Origin of the sequence: Nostoc sp. T09 (genome assembly GCF_002154695.1) — a bacterium.
In the GTDB taxonomy this organism is placed as follows: domain Bacteria; phylum Cyanobacteriota; class Cyanobacteriia; order Cyanobacteriales; family Nostocaceae; genus Aulosira.
Map to the genome: position 1 here is coordinate 19404 of NZ_MTAV01000087.1, position 16801 is coordinate 36204.

Below are 16801 nucleotides of genomic sequence, written 5' to 3' on the forward strand. Positions count from 1 at the left end.
AATTTTACACAGCGAAAAGTTATAAGGGAGCCGGGTTTCCCGACTTGGGCAGACTGCCGTGGAAACCCCCGCAAGCACGTGGCTTAACTTTTCAAGAGAGAATGTATAGAGGTTGCTAATTCGATATCTAAAAATATAAAAGGTAATAATCATGAGTCCTCGTGCACTGCTGTTAGTAAATCATCATGCTCGTAAAGGGAAAAAGAGCCTCACAGAAGCGATTGAATGTTTAAAAAAATCAGGCTTTGATTTGATTGAGGAATCTACAGAACATCCCAACCGCTTGAATGAAATTATTCGTCACTACCGAGATCGAGTTGACTTGGTAATTGTTGGCGGTGGTGATGGCACACTCAATGCCGCAGTGGATGCTTTAGTCGATACTCAATTACCTTTAGGTATCTTACCTTTGGGAACTGCTAACGATTTAGCCAGGACTTTAGGAATTCCCAATTCCTTAACCGAAGCTTGCAAAATTATTGCCACCGGAGAGCAGCGACGTATTGACTTAGGACGGGTAAATGGCAAGCATTTTTTCAACGTCGCCAGTATGGGACTAAGTGTGAAAATCACTGAGAGACTTACCAAAGAAGTAAAGCGCCGCTGGGGAGTATTCGCTTACCTCGCCACAGCATTACAAGTAATGTGGGAATCTCGACCCTTTAGCGCCGAAATTCGCATCAACGGTGAATCGATTCGTGTACGAACGGTACAGATTGCTGTAGGTAATGGTCGCTATTATGGTGGTGGCATGGCAGTTGCTCACGATGCCACAATCGACGATCAAAGACTTGATCTCTACAGTTTAGAAATTAACAATTGGTGGCAAATCATACCCTTGCTTCCAGCAATGCGACAAGGACGACACATAAAATGGCGCGAAGTCCGTGCCTTTCAAGGTCAAGAAATGGAAGTTTATACCCGAAAACCACGTCCTATTAATACTGATGGCGAAATAACCACCTATACCCCAGCCCACTTTTACGTTATTCCTAAAGCTGTAACTGTGTTTGTCCCATCAGAAGGAGCGCAGCTTTAATTTTTAAGTGTTAGATTGGCAAAACAAAACACATTCAAGATAAATAAAATTTGATTTTTTACGGAATTATTTGTAGAACAAATGTATACATTGATAAAGCGATTTACTTAACTAAAGTTGGGTATTGTGGAAAATCGCCAAGACTCAAGCCAAATGCATCTCAGATTTTCTCAAGAAATTAAGTCATTATTGCAAAATTTAGCCGAACAGCCGCTAACCCTAGGAGAGATTCTGGCAAAAACTTCCGAACGGGGCTTTAGTTTGGTAATAGCATTGTTAGTTTTACCGTTTTTATTTCCTATGCCACCCGGATTAACTGGGCCATTTGGTGCTGCATGCTTGCTGTTATCGACGCAGATGGTATTAGGAAGGCGATCGCCTTGGCTACCCAAAAAAATTGCCAACTACAAATTTCCCCGCCGCTTTGCCCAATTATTGCTGCATAACCTGCGACGAGTTACGAGGATATTAGAAAAAATTGCCCGTCCCCGGTTAGCAAAAATAGCTAATAGTCATTGGGCTTGGCGATTCAATGGGTTTTGTATATCGTGGTTAACCGTATTACTAATTTCACCAATTCCCTTAACCAATCCCATCCCTACTGTCGGTATTTTACTACTAGCAGTTGCCACGATCGAATCTGACGGTTTATTGATGTGTATCAGCTATGTAGTTACTGTTTTAATTACAGGACTATTTGGATTTATCGGTTATGCGCTGTGGTTAGCTCCAAGTTTATTGCCATCTATTTTTAAATAATAAAAGTCCCCAACTTAAAGCTGAGGACGTAATTAAAATTAAGGTGCATCTACCATTTCTATATCCATCAAGATTTTGCGATATCGGGAGGAATTTATCTAATTACGAAAATTTTATCTTTTAACTTTTGACTTCCGTATCAGGGTACTAGTTCTCCATTGCTTGAAGAACTTTGAGATATAAATTTTCTACTCTCTGAGTTTGCAGTTCACCAAACGAGGCGTAGTTCTGCAAGCCTGGGGACCCATTAACTTCGATAATAATATAGTCTACCATTGGCTTAGTTATATCGTTTGTAATAATATCTACACCTACTAATCTTAAGCCCATATCTTTTGTAATATTAATTGCCAATTTTTGAAAATCGGCATGAATACTTTCTGTTAAATCTATTGCCTCACCTCCACTTGATAAATTTGCATTGTCCAAAAGATAGATAATGGTATCTTTTGGTACCACACTGTCAAAAGTTAGTTTTTGCCTTTGTAATTTTTTTTTAATTCTAAAATCTTCAAAATCTATAATTTTTCTGCCATTTTTATTCAGTAATAATTGCTTTCTCTGCAAAAGTTCCCAAACACTAGATTTACCATCTCCTACTACAAATAAGGGAATTCTTTGGTAGGCAATAATTACCTCTTCATCTAGTACCAAAATCCTGTAGTCATTACCAACATGAAAGCGCTCGACAATGAATCCTGAGGTTATTTGCAAGATTTTTTTAGCTACTTGATAGTATTCTCGCTTATTATGAACCTTGGTAACTAATCTACCTTGGCTAAGATTCAAGGGTTTGACAATTACAGGAAATCCTAGAGCTTTAGCATAATCAAAGCCATCATCTATATTTCTTAATGTGCCTATTTTTTTACATAAGTGCTCATTAAAAAATGTTTTGCCCTCAGGAACTTTATAGCCAAAATGCTTCAGTAAAAAACTAGAGCAACCTTTATCTTTTGCAATCTCCGCTGCACCGAAACCATTTATGTTGAATTGAGTAGAGCGAAAAACAGTTTTATTACCGTTTTTAAAAGTAATGTGTCCCACAAAATTACATTCTGGATCTACTAATAGTACTGCTCCTATTTGCTCAACTACTTTTTGAAGTATTGATATTACAAATGGTGTCTTCATTTTTATAAAGTCTAGTTTTAAATCTAAATGTACCTACATAAATTTTTGGGCATTGAGAAAAATCACACAGGCGTAATGCTGGCGATATTTTCCTTCTTGCTTTGATATTAAGTTGTGGTTTTCTTAATTGCAGAGTAAAAATAGGCTCAATATATATTCAAGTGCTATGTGCTAAATTGTCAATCCTACAGTTTATTTTAAAACTCTTCATTAAGCGATTTTACATAGCAATTTAGTTCTTTTCAATGCGCTTAACAAAGATATCTTTGGCTCATCAGGGGACAGACCCATTTTATTGCTTATGTGACGACGACTGTCGGTAGTAGCGCAGGGCCTTGTGCCTGTTCAATGATGCCAAAGTCCCATTTTTTACCATGTGATGAGGGGTATCACCCTCGATTTGGCACCAGCATCCTAACAAATACTAGGCGCTAAATATTAGTTTTAACTAACATTTAACACTAAGTGTTGACAACCCAAAAATAATGTATTAATAAGGGTGCATCAATAACTAAGAGGCGTTAGTAGAACATCCCTGCCAAGAAACTTACTAATGCCTTTGACTTAACTCCTATGGATATCTAGATCATGCCACAAAATACCGATTACGATTCCACCACAGAAAATCAAGCTAAAGCTTACAAAAAACGTCTTAATGCTTGGGCCATCAGCCGTCTTGTTCCTAATATGGAACCAGTGATTGTAGCTCGATTTCGCAGTCGTTCTGATGCAGATGGATATTTGAGACACTTACGCCAGGTGATACCTAACACTGCCTTCGAGATTATTGTTGATTATCAACGCGATGAAGCTGTAAGCTGAAGTTTTTATTCATGCAATGTCCTAAAGCATTGATTCAATATTCATAGGTATTTTTACACAAAGACAAGAAAGGCAAGGGAGAAAAGGTGAGATAGGTGCTCTCTTGATAGGGTTTGCAACATCCTTCGGGTGACGCTCCTTCTCCCAAGGGGAGACGCTACGCGAATGTCGCTAACGCCAGTTCCCTACGGTGGGAAACCCGCCTACCCTGCGGGAACGGCTGCGCCGAACAAAACTGGACTCACCACTTGCTACCCTGCGGTAAGCCTCCGACGAAAAAGCTGGGAAAATCTTTCGGGTGAAGCTCGTTCCGACGCTTGTACCTCGCTACTGCTAACGATAGTCGCCTAGGGTGGGAAACCCGCCTACCTTTTGGGAACGGCTGCGCCGAACAGCGCTGGACTCACCACAACGGACTGGCTTCTTTGCAGGCGAATGCGTTAGTGAGAAACAAGCGTGAGCTTTAGCTAAAGGGAAAGCAAAGAAGAAATCTCTTTAACTACAGGGAACAGGAAAGAGAATTTCCTATTCTCCAATGGAAGCAAGAGTTCCTCGTTGCCCGTTCCTCTTGTCATAATTGCCTCATGCCCTACTTCTCAAATAATTTGAAGATTACTGAATTGGTGTTTTAGAAAACTGGAAGGGTAAGTTTTATCTAAGGTGCAAAAAAAGGCGAACACAAAGTTCGCCTTTACTCATATGGTGTTATGGTGTTGCTTGATTAAACCCAAATCCTAAATTTTTGCTTCTTCTTTGACCAACTTATCCCAACCCAAATCTTTTAAGCTGTTATTCCGACGTAGGGGACGAGTTACCAATTCCAAAATGTCACGGGCATTGCCAAAGCCGTGAATTTGCGCAAAGGTAAACTCTACAGACCACTTAGTGTTAATACCCCTAGCTTCAAGCGGGTTGGCGTGAGCCATACCAGTAATTACTAAGTCTGGCTTCAGTTCATAAATACGCTGAACTTGGTTGTAATTATCTGGCTTCTCAACAATCTTCGGCAGAGGTGCGCCCATTTCTTTACAGGTTTGCTCTAGTAACGCTAATTCAGCGGCTTGATAGCGCTTGTCCATGTAAGGAATACCAATTTCGAGAACTGTCATCCCACAGCGAACTAGGAAGCGTGCTAAGGAGACTTCCAGTAAGTTATCACCCATGAAGAATACAGATTTGCCGCGAATTAGTTTCACGTATTCTTCCAAGCCTGCCCAGATTTGTGTTTCCCGTTCATCTAAACCTTTGGGAGTAATGCCGAAAACAGAGCAAATTTTCTCAACCCAAGCACGAGTACCATCAGGGCCAATGGGGAAGGGTGCGCCGATGAGTTTGCATTTGCGGCGACGCATTAAGGTCGTAGCAGTACGGCTGAGGAAGGGATTGACACCAGCAACGTAATAGCCTTCTTCCAGCACTGGCAGTTCAGTGAAGCGTTTTGCGGGTAGCCAGCCGGAAACTTTGATGCCTTGCTTCTTCAGTTCTAGAGTTAACTGCGTAACAACAGGGTCAGGAAGGGAGCCGAAGAGAACCAAAGGCGGGTGGTCTACATATTCCGATTCTTCTTGGACTACTTCTTCTTTCTTCTTACCAAAGTTGAGCAGTTTGGAAATAGCGTTGCGTTCGTTTTTGTCTGTTTCTGTCACAGGAGCTTTATCAGGACAACGATTAGCCATAGCGGCTAATACAGTGTCTTCTCCTTGGGTGAAGGCGTAATCTAGACCATTGGCACGAGCAACGACGATGGGAATACCAAGTTCACCTTCCAGCTTGGGAGCCAAGCCTTCCAAGTCCATTTTAATAATTTCAGTAGTGCAAGTGCCAATCCAGACAATTACACTAGGGTTGCGATCGCGTTTAATTTGCAAGCACAATCGCTTTAACTCTTCATAATCATTCAGCTGCGCTGAAATATCTCCTTCTTCCAACTCTGCCATTGCATAACGGGGTTCCGCAAAAATCATCACCCCCATCGCATTTTGTAGGAAGTACCCACAAGTCTTGGTTCCAATCACCAAAAAGAAACTATCTTCAATTTTTTGGTATAACCACGCCACGCAGCTAATTGGGCAAAAGGTGTGGTAATTCCCAGTTTCGCATTCAAAGTTTAAAGCTTCTGGTTGTTGAGCGACAGTCATTTTGGTTGTTTCTCCCCTTGATTTTTAAAGCGAACAAGGCAGGTGAATATAGGGCAGGTATGTGGGGAAAGAATGATTCTTCCCCCAGATTCCCGTGATGTGGCACATAGCACCAGCCAGCAATCCCTAAATTCAACAGGAACGCTAATAATTTAAGCGTTGGGGAAGAGACGGGCAATTTCGGATTCATCAAAAACGCCAGCTGGCAGTTCTTCCCCTAAAAATTCATTGTTGCCATCACCCTTTTGCAGCGCTGTTTCATCACCCCAGACATCAGATAACACGTCACTAAAAGCGTTCTCGTCTGTTGAGTTCAGATCCTCAAGCACCTGGTCATCCAGCTTGATTTCTGATGTAGTAGTCGTATCGAAGGAAATCTCACCAAACTCATCTACATCTACACTGGATGCATTTTGGGACTCATCTTTTGAGTTATGCCCGTTCAGTCCATTTGAGATTTGATGAGCAGCATCCACGATTGTAAATTCTTGAGCAACGGCCGCATCCGCAAAACTATTGAGATGAGCATTGCTAGATGTTTCATCTTGGAGGTTGCCATCAATGATAGCTACTGCATCATGCCGATAATTCTCTGAATCTAGCTTGGGGATATAACGGTTACCCAGAGCAATGTCTGGATCGAAATGTAAATCCAGTACTTCAATTAGGGTATCGGCGTCAGGATTCAGTCTGGAAAAGGGTAGCATTAACTGCGCGAGTTTTGGCTCTAACGCATTGACAACTCCCAGGATGAGGTAAGAAGGTGGTCGTTTACCGCCATCAGGGGTATACACTGATTCCACCTCCATGTGAAGAGTAATCCAGTCACGATTCGTCTGGAAGAACATTAACCACTTTTGCTTTATTGAATCTGTAAAGCTATGAAAGAAAGCCATATTATTTCCCCATCCTGAGAATTTAGATGATTTATACAATCATCAAGTCTAATTCCTCTTCCGGATTCCGTACCTGGGGTTTACTCGGATTTAAATAAAAATCTGATAATAAAGAGAACAATTCCCGATCTTGGGCATCATTCGGGACAACACCTTCTGGACGCGCCAGAATTTGGTCAGCAATGTTGAGATAGTAATCGCAAACGTAGTTCAAAGATGGGTCAGATTCTGCCATTTCAAACAAAGTCTTACCTTTAACACGAGAAACGCGGATGTCTTCAATTAAAGGCAGGACTTCCAAAACTGGCATTGGTACTGCTTCTATATATTTCTCGATCAAATCACGTTTGGAGGTGCGATTACCAATTAAACCAGCTAGACGTAGTGGGTGAGTCCGTGCTTTTTCTCTAACTGAAGCCGCAATACGATTGGCAGCAAATAAAGCATCAAAGCCGTTGTCAGTCACAATCATGCAGTAATCTGCATAGTTGAGTGGTGCTGCAAAACCACCGCAGACAACGTCACCTAGTACGTCAAAAAGAATTACGTCGTAAACATCAAAGGCATTAAGTTCTTTAAGTAATTTCACGGTTTCGCCAACAACGTAGCCACCGCATCCGGCACCAGCGGGGGGACCACCTGCCTCAACGCAATCGACACCACCGTAGCCTTTATAAATTACATCTTCTGGCCAGACATCTTCGTAGTGGTAGTCCTTTTCTTGCAGGGTATCAATAATTGTCGGAATTAAAAATCCTGTGAGGGTAAAGGTACTGTCATGCTTGGGGTCGCAGCCAATTTGCAGCACTTTCTTACCGCGTTTTGCTAGGGCGACTGAGATGTTACAGCTAGTTGTGGATTTGCCGATTCCACCTTTTCCATACACTGCTAGTTTCACTGTTGTTTGCCTCTTATAGTTTTTTGTCAAACTTGTGGCTGAAACATTTGCCTTCACCTAGCCTGATATGGCGATGCGTGAGGTCTTGTCGTTGTCATTATTGTCCAAATCACAAGGAAAATAAAGGGCCTTTAAATATGAAAAATGGCTATATATGACGATTTAAAATTTATTTAATTAATTTAATGATAAAAATTTCATATAAAACTTTTTATAAGCAATAAATTAGCATTTTTAAAATTTTAAAATTTATTTTTATAAAAAAAGTTACAAAAAACAAAAAGCTTAAATCTAGTTTTTTCAATACTTTTGATTCGATTAGACGATACTCATATCCGTATATGAGATTGAATCAACCTCTACGTCAGAGGTGAAGATAGAGATTCACTGTCCTACGGTATAAATCCCAAAAAACTGATCAATAGCAGGTAAAGTGCCAGTTTTTCCTCAACTGTCAAGAATATCTAATTGCTGTTTTTGAGCAAGTGCTTTTTATATGCAACAAATTATTAAATTTTTAAATATGGGTTTGACCCGATTAAAAAAAATCAACAATAAAGCAATAGTGCGATCGCTAATTAGCTTCGATAGTTACGTGATTTGATTGGAATAGCAGTTATCTGCTAATTGAAACCAAATCTGAGTTAGCCGTGACAGTCAGGATACCTAGTGAGATACTCAGATGATTCAGCTTTACTAGTTCTGACCAACTCATAATTTGAGTTAATTTATGTAACAAAATTTCCAAAATTTTGATTATTTTTTGTAGCTCGAAACTATCAACCATCAATCAAATGGTAGGAGTCAAGAGCATGAAAAAAGAGCTTAATAGTACTGATATTTCTAATTTACCTCCAGTAGAGGAACTTTCTGATGCAGCTCTCTCTAATATCTCTGGCGGTCGCTATAAAAAACCCTTGAGCCAAACTAGCACAGTGGGTTTATCGACACCAGACGGCGACCCCGTTGACGTTTATGTTGACGGAGTTCGTGTCAATTCGGTCGAAACTGGATACTATCCTAAGTAGTACCGCACTCGGTAAATCAGGAAACTTCGTCTTCGAGTTGTACTATTTCCTTTAATGGTTGCCAGTCGGCTTGCCACTGAGAGTTATCTTGTAATAATTTGGCATTGAGCCAGAAACGAACTTTTGGATCGCAAGCCGCAACCATTTCAGCGTAAACCCAATTACCTTGATTTTTGCGGTTGACGACTTGGAAATGCCGCCAACCATCTATCTTGTGCTGCGCTGTCCATTTAGAACCTAGAAGATAAGGAAATTTCTGCTTTTTAGCCATTTGTCTGTTGTCATTTGTTTATTGTTACCCCTGCTGCTGTGCTAAGGGGTAACCCCATAAACATTCTAGGTAAAAGTTTGACAATGCAATTGCATAGTAAATACTGTAGAGACGCGAAATTTCGCGTCTCTGTAACACTAGGCGATCGCTGCTACCTTCTCCAATAACCCTTGAAACAGCCTCAACCCATCATTACCGCCTAAGATTGGGTCAGAGGCTCTTTCAGGGTGAGGCATCATGCCCAAAACATTGCCCTGACGGTTACAAATCCCGGCAATGTTGTTCAATGAACCGTTGGGGTTGTCACCTGCATAACGGAACACCACTTGTCCGTTATCTTCTAGTTCTACCAGAGTGGCTTTATCAGCATAGAATCGCCCCTCCCCGTGGGCAACAGGCACAGTGATAATTTCACCAGGTGCGTAAGCTTGCGTCCAAGGCAGATTGGTACGCTCAACTTTGAGAGGAAGGCGATCGCATATAAAATGCAAATCCTGATTCCTAGCCAATATCCCTGGCAATAAGCCAGCTTCCGTTAAGACTTGAAAGCCATTGCAAATACCTAAGACAAACTTACCTTTTTGAGCGTGTTCGACAACCTGCTGCATTACTGGCGAAAATCGTGCGATCGCACCGCAACGTAAATAATCCCCGTAACTAAAGCCACCAGGTATGATAATCACATCCAAATCAGCAATATCAGTCTCTTGATGCCAAACCATGCGAGTCGGTTGCTTTAGCAAGTCTCTGGTTACATAAGCAACATCGCGATCGCAATTAGAACCCGGAAAAACTACAACGCCGAATTTTGTCATTGGTCATTTGTTATTAGTCATTTGTCATTGGTCAAGGGTCAAAAGGCAGTAGTTAATTGTCCCCCTGCTCCCTAATTCCTATTCTCTAAAAGACCCCTGTCTGTGTTTCGACTTCTATCAATTCAAAGCGATAATTTTCAATTACCGGATTTGCGAGCATTTGGTCACAGATGCGCTCAAGGTCTTGACGTGCTTTAGCCTCTTGCGTAGAGGTGATCGTCAATTCAATGTACTTACCAATCCGCACCTGTTCAACGTTGTCGTAGCCCATTTGCTTGAGGCCAGATTGTACAGCCACACCAGCTGGGTCTAAAACAGAAGGACGAAGTGTCACGAAAATTTTGGCTATATACTTCCTTTGCATAGGCGTTCGCTGAATGCTGCGATCGCTATACTATAACTTTCTGTTCCAACTGAGTGAAAATAAGATTACGAAGCGACTACAGTTAATTTATTAGTTAGCCAGTATGACGGCTTCAACCACAGCGGCAAATTTAAACAATTGTCTATGAGAGCCATACGTACCCGCAGTCAGGAGAGGATTTTGAATCTGTTGAAAACCATTAAGCAAGGAATTTCCGCACAGGAAATTTACCTAGAATTACGTAATTGTAATCAGAATATGGGGTTAGCAACAGTTTACCGTTCCTTGGAAGCCTTAAAATTGGAAGGTATGGTACAAATCAGAACTCTGGCGAATGGTGAAGCCCTTTATAGCCTAGCGCAGCAAGACAGGCACCACCTCACTTGCTTGCAATGTGGAATTTCAATTCCGATTAATCAATGCCCAGTACATAACCTGGAAGACCAGTTGCAAGCCAACCATAAATTTAAAATTTTCTACCACACTCTAGAGTTTTTTGGTTTGTGCAACCAATGTCAGAACGATCAGGCTGCTGAAATTAGTCAATAGTCATTTTTCATTGGTCAAGAGTCATTATTTATTTCTTCCTTGTCCCCTACCTACGGGAATGGCTAGCCTGCGGCAACGCTCGCCGTAGGATGCCCGTTCGCGTAGCGTCTCCTTTAGGAGAAGGGCTGTAGGGCGATCGCTGAACGAGTAACGCTCGCTGAAAGCGTTCCCGTAGGGTAGGGCGTTGGAAAGCCTACCAAAAGCGCTGTCTCACCTTGCCGTCTCTTCTCAACTAGACATGCTTATTATTATTGACGCTGGAAATTTCCTGACCTTCTGAGACAATAGAGCGTATGCCCTCAAGGGTTGCAGGAATAGTGCGGGGGTCCATAAACATGACCTTGCTGCTATCGCTTTTACCAATTGTCGCGCCCATGTCGAGATAACCTAAGGCAAATAGAACTTCTATTGCTTGATGGGCGTCGGGGTTGTTTTTGATTTTTTGAGCAATAATTTCTGCCGACTCAGCAATAGCTTGGGCTTTGAGAACTTGCTGCTGACGTTCAGCTTGTGCCCTCAGAACAATCGCTTTTTGTTCAGCTTCGGCCTGCAAAATTACGGCTTTCTGACGGGCTTCTGCATCAAGAATTTGGGCATCAGCTTTACCTCTAGCACTATTAACAGCCGATTCGCGATCGCCTTCCGACGTTAAAATTGATGCCCGTTTGCGCCGTTCTGCTGACATCTGTAATTCCATCGATTCCTGCACCGCCTTAGAGGGGATAATATCTCGCAGTTCTACCCGCGTTACTTTCACACCCCAAGGGTCAGTAGCAATGTCCAAATCCCGTAATAGAAGTTCATTAATTTGAGAACGAGCGGTAAAGGTTTCATCTAATTCTAGTTGTCCCATTTCCGAGCGGATTTGAGTCAACACCAAATTCACCATTGCTGACTGGAGATTTTCTACTTTGTAATAAGCTCTTTCCATATCCATGATCCGCCAGTAAACTACTGCATCAACAGTGATTGAAACGTTGTCACGGGTAATGCACTGTTGTGGCGGAATATCTAAGACTTTTTCGCGGATAGTTTGTTTATAAACAATCTTATCGAGGAAAGGAGTAACAAAGTTTAGTCCTGGCCCTAGTTTTTTGTTATAGCTACCCAATTTTTCAACCAAAGCCTCATCACCTTGATTAATGACTTTCACTGAACCTGCTAAAGCAGAACCTCCAAGTGCCAAAAACACTAGCAAAAAGAACTGTTCCATTGTGAATCTCCTAAGTTTTAATATCGAGAGTGAGTAGTAAATGATAAAGATATAGAAGGGAAAGGGATAAGAAAGACAAGGTAGATCAATAATTCAAAATCCAAATTTCAGAATTATGATTCTTGAGTCTTGCCTATTGCCTATTACTTTTTCACCCTTGACCCTTGGCCCTTGGTTTATACCTAGGAATGCAAAAGGTTTTCTGGCATCACAATCAAGGTGGTGCCTTCTCTGCGAACGATATAAACTCTTTGATGAGGTGCGACGCTGAGTTTGTCATCATCACATCTTGCTTGCCAAGAATTTCCTTCGTATAGCACCCGCCCTGTTTTCCCAGCAGGAATTTCTGTTAAAGTTTCAGCTGTAATTGCATTTTGGATTTTCGAGTTGCGTCGTCGCGGTTGTGACAACCTACGGGAACCCATAACTAGTAATGTGGAAAGCAACAGCCACGCTAAAACTTGCAGCCATAAACTCCGCAGAACGAATTGTGACAATAGCGCCACTATAAAAGCGCTAATACCCATCATGAAAGCGACAAAAGCAGACGGCAAGAACAGTTCCATGAAACATAAAACTGCTCCTGCCAAGAGCCAGATTACGGTATAACTTGGCATAGCGCCATCCTAGACACTACATTTATGTAAATCTCTTTCTCCTAACTAGATCCACCTATAGGCTGGCTGTTTACGGAAAACCAAATATGGTAGTTTAGCCATCAATTTTGATTAACTTCAGTAACAACTTGTAGCTAGAGGTACACGAATCCAGTCTATTCTAGCCTTCAAGTATTTGACAGCTATATTTAATTGAAATTCACGAGTTTATGATTTCTACTCAACAGATAATTTATTGCATCAATCCAGACTGTACAAATCCAATTAATTCCTTAGGGAGTCGTGTTTGTACCAATTGTCAAACTTCTTTAGTTCATCGCTATCTGTGGGCAACTGGCTCATCAGCAGCGAAAATTCCACCAGGAACAACGGTGGCAAATAGGTATGAGGTAATTAGGCATCAAGTTTGGTTGGATACACAACCTGGGCTACTACCTGACATACCTGAAGAATTGCCAAAGGAAGTGATTCCTTATTTACGCTTGTATTATGAGCGATTGCACCTGCCTCAAGCTTATGGGTATGTTCGCTCTTTTGAGGGAAGTGGCGATGATATTCTCTTGCTGGAAAACGTACCGATCGCACAGACTGGAAATATCTACCCAGCGATCGCTAATGCCTGGGAACAAGCAACGGCGGTTAGACAGGTTTACTGGCTATGGCAGATTCTTCAACTTTGGCAACCTTTATTAGAACAGGGAGTTGCTAGCAGTTTACTCATGTCGAACAACCTGCGGGTGCAAGGTTGGTGTGTGCGTCTGTTGGAACTTCACCAGACAACAGAAAGCTTACCTAGTTTGCAAGATTTGGGCCAATCTTGGCAGCCGTTGGTAGCATCTGCCAAAGCACCGATAGCCCAAAGGTTACAGAATATAGTCAAACAGATGGGCACAACTCAAGTTGAGTTTGAGGCAATTTCAACTCAACTCAATGCCTTGTTACTTTCATCTGCGGCAGAATTGCCATTAAATCTGGAAGTATCAGGTGCAACCGATACTGGGACAGTAATGACGCGAAATGAAGACGCTTGCTTCCCTGCTAACTCTGATGACCGAAAAGACTCACTAGTACCACACTTATCAATTGTTTGCGATGGTATTGGCGGACATCAAGGCGGTGAAGTAGCTAGTCAATTAGCAATACAGTCCGTAAAATTGCAGATTCGTGCTTTATTTGCAGAGTTAGCAGCGCAAACTGAACTGATAACGCCAGATTTGTGGGAAGAACAACTAGAAGCTAGCTTGCGGGTAGTAAATAACGTGATTTGTGCCAGTAATGACGCACAAAATCGCCAAGGTAGAGAACGTATGGCTACAACTTTGGTGATGGCATTACAAGTGCCACAACGAGTGCAGGCAAACTCTGCTAAAGGATCAGCAACTACCCATGAACTTTACCTGGCTAGTGTCGGTGATAGCCGTGCTTATTGGATTACTCGTAATTATTGTCAGCTACTGACAGTAGATGATGATGTAACGGCGCGGGAAGTTCGCTACGCCCGCAATCTCTATCGTCAAGCCTTGATGCGGCCAGATGCAACTGCACTAACTCAAGCATTGGGAACAAGAGATGCGGAATCTTTGCGGATTGGGATCAGGCGGTTCATTTTAGAAGAAGATGGCATATTGTTGCTGTGTTCCGATGGCTTAAGCGACAATAACTGGGTGGAACAATCATGGCAGAATTACGCACTTGCCGCGTTAAATAGACAACTAGATATAGAAGATGCAGTGCATCGTTGGATTAACTTTGCAAATCAGAAAAATGGTCATGATAATACATCGCTGGTTATGACTCTGTGCAACGTTTCGCGAGAATACTTCGTCTCCTTAACTTATGCACAGCCGCAAGTAGAAATTATCGCAGCGGAAACAACAGAAGATTTCTCCTTGGCGGAAAGTAGTGTGCCATTATTACTAGATTTAGACATTACAGAAGAACCTACCCCAACTGAGGTCAAACAACCAAGCCGAGGTAGATCTCTAGTGCTGCTTGGAGGATTATTATTACTTTTAGGTGGTACAACTTTGGGATTATTGGTTTGGTGGCAACTTCAGCCGCAAACATTCCAGCAACTGTGTCGCCAACTTCCACCAGGATTGCAGCAGCTATGTTCGCAGCAAAAGTAACTAGCAGGATTTTGCTCACTCCCAACTCTAACGACTCATTTTTGCGCCTTAATCAGCAATTCTAGTCGCCATAGTATCTGGAAATAGAATATCTATCTTGTTGTAGAATTAAACTTGGCGTTAAAGCGCCCATTCAGAGCTAAAGCGGGTTTTCCTTGCCCGTGAGGCCGCTCATCCTCAACAAAAGCGCCTCTGAGACACCGATGAGAGTGGACAAGTGCACTAAGGAGGCAATAAAGGTGTGAATTTCTCACCCACCAGATGCCACCTAAGTAATCCCTGTTTTTAGCAAGCTCATTGTGAGAGTTTGTATAACTGTGGGAGGATGAAAAGTTAACTAAAAATAAAACGATTAGACCTCTTGCTAAAGCACTAGGCGACTATTATTTAATGTCGCTCATTGACCAACAACAAAGCCTGCATGGGCAGGCTTTGTTCGTATAGCAGTTACGGACGCATTCAACAGCCAGTCTGTACATATGAGATGCGAAGCGTGACTGTTGCAAGCAGTCTATTTTTCAAAAAAGCAAGTTCAGTGAGGGATGGCTGTGGAGATTGTTGTGGAAAAGGAAAAGCTAGGTGTAAATGTTGTTATGAAAGTTGGCGATCGCGTCCGTGTTAAAGATTCGGTAGTAGTTTACCATCATCCTGAACATCGCGGTCAGGCTTTTGATCTCAAAGGTGCAGAAGGCGAAGTCGTAGCTATTGTTACCCAATGGCAAGGTAGGCCTGTAAGCGCTAATCTGCCGTTATTAGTCCAGTTTAGTAAAAAATTTAAAGCTCATCTCCGTGACAATGAGTTAGAAATCATCTAAATACTTCAAGAGCGGCGAAACCAGCGCATAATATTCAGTTCGCCGCGCATTTTTTCTAGCTCTTGACGGTGGCGTATTGCTGTTGTGTAGTACCACTCACAATGTTGCCGAAATTCTGAGCGCGCCCTAACTTCATGATAGAACTGGTGGGTTGTTTGGTAACTGGCAAAGCCTTCTTCAACTTCGCTGGGAGTTGCAGGGATAATATAAGGTAAATTTTTAGACATAATGTCAGGGAGTGCTGAGTCCTGAGAAATTTAAAAATCAAAACTCTGTGACTACTGAAATTATAGCGATTGAAAATTAAAGTTCTAAAACTAAGGTTACTACTACCACTGAGCACTTTGTTATAGCCAACCACGCAAGCTATAGATAAAAAGACCAAGGTACTCTTTTAAAGCGCTAGTAAACTGGTCTAATTCATTGCTATTAGGTAACAAATTCAATATGGCAGCTTTCGGACTGCTGCCAAGTTCTTGCATTTCACCTTGGCTAACAAGAAAATCGGTAGGGGCAGGAATAGCCTCAATTCCTTGATGCTGAAAAATTTTGAGCGATCGCGGCATATGCATTGCCGAAGTCACCAACAATATGCGGCGAATGTTACGAGACTGTAAAATTTTCTTGACATTTACAGCATTTTGATGACTGTTGAAAGAATCAGGTTCTTGGACAATCGCCTCAGAGGGTATACCAAGAGAGGTGAGAATATCTGCCATATCTGCCGACTCTGGGGCACCACGTCCACGCCAATCGATTCTACCGCCACTCAGGATAATTAGAGGTGCTTTTTGTTGGCGATAGAGTTGAGCGCCATAAATTACGCGATCACCTTGTTCGCTTAAATCGGCACTCGGTCGAGGCCAAAAAGCTGATTTAGTAGCACCACCCAAAACTACAATGGCTTCTGCATTAGGTATTTGGCTAGTTGCAGTATTTTGCCATTCTAGCGATCGCACGAGCCAGTGAGAAACCCAAGCATTACTGCAAAATAGCAATAAAATTAGTGCTACAGCTATTGCAATGGCTGCCGTGCGCGGCCGTTTCCATAAAGTTATCAATGCCACTACCAAACAGATAGAGGCTAATCCCAACGGGTAAAAAAACAGCGGGAGTAACTTAGAAAGATATAAAAACATAGCTGGGGATTGGGCATTAGGGATTAGTGGCTAGGAATAAGGAAAACAAAGTAAGCAAGGCAACATTATTTAGAGAAGTGTCTCCCTGCTCCCCTGCTTTTTACACTAGTCCCTAATATAGGACTCATATTTGATTTTTGAAAAAAACTCAGTACAGTTTTATTCCTTCTTCCCT

The 16801-nt window shown here is 42.0% G+C and carries 19 protein-coding genes; 8 read left to right on the top strand and 11 right to left on the bottom strand.

Going from position 1 to position 16801, the window contains the following annotated elements; all coding sequences use genetic code 11:
- The first annotated feature begins 151 nt into the window (after nucleotides 1-151).
- A complete protein-coding gene (locus BV372_RS18445) occupies nucleotides 152-1039 on the top strand; it encodes a lipid kinase (RefSeq protein ID WP_086687951.1) in 888 nt (295 codons plus the stop codon).
- A gap of 153 nt (nucleotides 1040-1192) precedes the next feature.
- Entirely contained in the window at nucleotides 1193-1798 is a 606-nt protein-coding gene (locus BV372_RS18450) for an exopolysaccharide biosynthesis protein (RefSeq protein ID WP_086687952.1), read from the top strand.
- A gap of 147 nt (nucleotides 1799-1945) precedes the next feature.
- Here BV372_RS18450 and BV372_RS18455 read toward each other — a convergent pair whose 3' ends face one another.
- Nucleotides 1946-2932, bottom strand: a complete 987-nt coding sequence (locus BV372_RS18455; RefSeq protein ID WP_086687953.1) for a cyanophycin synthetase — start codon at nucleotides 2930-2932, stop codon at nucleotides 1946-1948.
- Nucleotides 2933-3520: 588 nt separating this feature from the next.
- Between BV372_RS18455 and BV372_RS18460 the strand changes: the two genes are divergently transcribed.
- Together BV372_RS18460 and BV372_RS35295 are read left to right on the top strand one after the other, a co-directional pair.
- Entirely contained in the window at nucleotides 3521-3754 is a 234-nt protein-coding gene (locus BV372_RS18460) for a hypothetical protein (protein WP_086687954.1), read from the top strand.
- 165 nt (nucleotides 3755-3919) lie between these two features.
- A complete protein-coding gene (locus BV372_RS35295) occupies nucleotides 3920-4105 on the top strand; it encodes a hypothetical protein (protein WP_143845187.1) in 186 nt (61 codons plus the stop codon).
- Between the two features lie 383 nt (nucleotides 4106-4488).
- Here the strand turns inward: BV372_RS35295 and BV372_RS18465 are convergent, their stop codons facing one another.
- From BV372_RS18465 to bchL, 3 genes are all read right to left on the bottom strand, one after another.
- Nucleotides 4489-5892, bottom strand: a complete 1404-nt coding sequence (locus tag BV372_RS18465) for a ferredoxin:protochlorophyllide reductase (ATP-dependent) subunit N (RefSeq protein WP_086687955.1) — start codon at nucleotides 5890-5892, stop codon at nucleotides 4489-4491.
- Between the two features lie 152 nt (nucleotides 5893-6044).
- On the bottom strand, nucleotides 6045-6788 hold the full coding sequence (locus BV372_RS18470) for a DUF5331 domain-containing protein (protein WP_086687956.1): 744 nt from the start codon (nucleotides 6786-6788) through the stop codon (nucleotides 6045-6047).
- 31 nt (nucleotides 6789-6819) lie between these two features.
- Entirely contained in the window at nucleotides 6820-7686 is an 867-nt protein-coding gene (gene bchL / locus BV372_RS18475) for a ferredoxin:protochlorophyllide reductase (ATP-dependent) iron-sulfur ATP-binding protein (protein ID WP_218776744.1), read from the bottom strand.
- 812 nt (nucleotides 7687-8498) lie between these two features.
- Here bchL and BV372_RS18480 point away from each other — a divergent pair.
- Nucleotides 8499-8714 (top strand): hypothetical protein, encoded by a 216-nt coding sequence (locus BV372_RS18480; protein WP_218776745.1) that lies wholly within the window; start codon nucleotides 8499-8501, stop codon nucleotides 8712-8714.
- A 16-nt stretch (nucleotides 8715-8730) separates the two neighbouring features.
- Here the strand turns inward: BV372_RS18480 and BV372_RS18485 are convergent, their stop codons facing one another.
- From BV372_RS18485 to purS, 3 genes are all read right to left on the bottom strand, one after another.
- On the bottom strand, nucleotides 8731-8985 hold the full coding sequence (locus tag BV372_RS18485) for a TIGR02450 family Trp-rich protein (RefSeq protein ID WP_086687957.1): 255 nt from the start codon (nucleotides 8983-8985) through the stop codon (nucleotides 8731-8733).
- Nucleotides 8986-9122: 137 nt separating this feature from the next.
- Nucleotides 9123-9800 carry a phosphoribosylformylglycinamidine synthase subunit PurQ gene (gene purQ / locus BV372_RS18490; RefSeq protein WP_086687958.1) on the bottom strand — a complete coding sequence of 226 codons (678 nt, stop codon included), beginning with the start codon at nucleotides 9798-9800 and terminating at the stop codon, nucleotides 9123-9125.
- Nucleotides 9801-9885: 85 nt separating this feature from the next.
- A complete protein-coding gene (gene purS, locus BV372_RS18495; protein ID WP_086687959.1) occupies nucleotides 9886-10164 on the bottom strand; it encodes a phosphoribosylformylglycinamidine synthase subunit PurS in 279 nt (92 codons plus the stop codon).
- Between the two features lie 144 nt (nucleotides 10165-10308).
- Here purS and BV372_RS18500 point away from each other — a divergent pair, with 144 nt between their 5' ends.
- Nucleotides 10309-10713, top strand: a complete 405-nt coding sequence (locus tag BV372_RS18500) for a Fur family transcriptional regulator (RefSeq protein ID WP_086687960.1) — start codon at nucleotides 10309-10311, stop codon at nucleotides 10711-10713.
- A 232-nt stretch (nucleotides 10714-10945) separates the two neighbouring features.
- Here the strand turns inward: BV372_RS18500 and BV372_RS18505 are convergent, their stop codons facing one another.
- Both BV372_RS18505 and BV372_RS18510 read right to left on the bottom strand, forming a co-directional pair.
- Complete coding sequence (locus BV372_RS18505) at nucleotides 10946-11926, bottom strand: SPFH domain-containing protein (RefSeq protein ID WP_086687961.1); 981 nt, start codon at nucleotides 11924-11926, stop codon at nucleotides 10946-10948.
- Nucleotides 11927-12108: 182 nt separating this feature from the next.
- The gene (locus BV372_RS18510) at nucleotides 12109-12543 is read right to left on the bottom strand and encodes an NfeD family protein (protein WP_086687962.1); all 435 of its coding nucleotides are present in this window, start codon (nucleotides 12541-12543) and stop codon (nucleotides 12109-12111) included.
- A gap of 209 nt (nucleotides 12544-12752) precedes the next feature.
- On the opposite strand from BV372_RS18510, the gene BV372_RS18515 reads away from it, so the two are divergent.
- Nucleotides 12753-14672 (top strand): 4-Cys prefix domain-containing protein, encoded by a 1920-nt coding sequence (locus BV372_RS18515; protein ID WP_086687963.1) that lies wholly within the window; start codon nucleotides 12753-12755, stop codon nucleotides 14670-14672.
- 542 nt (nucleotides 14673-15214) lie between these two features.
- Complete coding sequence (locus BV372_RS18520) at nucleotides 15215-15487, top strand: ferredoxin-thioredoxin reductase variable chain (protein ID WP_086687964.1); 273 nt, start codon at nucleotides 15215-15217, stop codon at nucleotides 15485-15487.
- A 5-nt stretch (nucleotides 15488-15492) separates the two neighbouring features.
- Here the strand turns inward: BV372_RS18520 and BV372_RS18525 are convergent, their stop codons facing one another.
- Both BV372_RS18525 and BV372_RS18530 read right to left on the bottom strand, forming a co-directional pair.
- The gene (locus BV372_RS18525) at nucleotides 15493-15714 is read right to left on the bottom strand and encodes a hypothetical protein (RefSeq protein ID WP_086687965.1); all 222 of its coding nucleotides are present in this window, start codon (nucleotides 15712-15714) and stop codon (nucleotides 15493-15495) included.
- Between the two features lie 120 nt (nucleotides 15715-15834).
- On the bottom strand, nucleotides 15835-16626 hold the full coding sequence (locus tag BV372_RS18530; protein WP_086687966.1) for a YdcF family protein: 792 nt from the start codon (nucleotides 16624-16626) through the stop codon (nucleotides 15835-15837).
- Nucleotides 16627-16801: the final 175 nt, after the last annotated feature.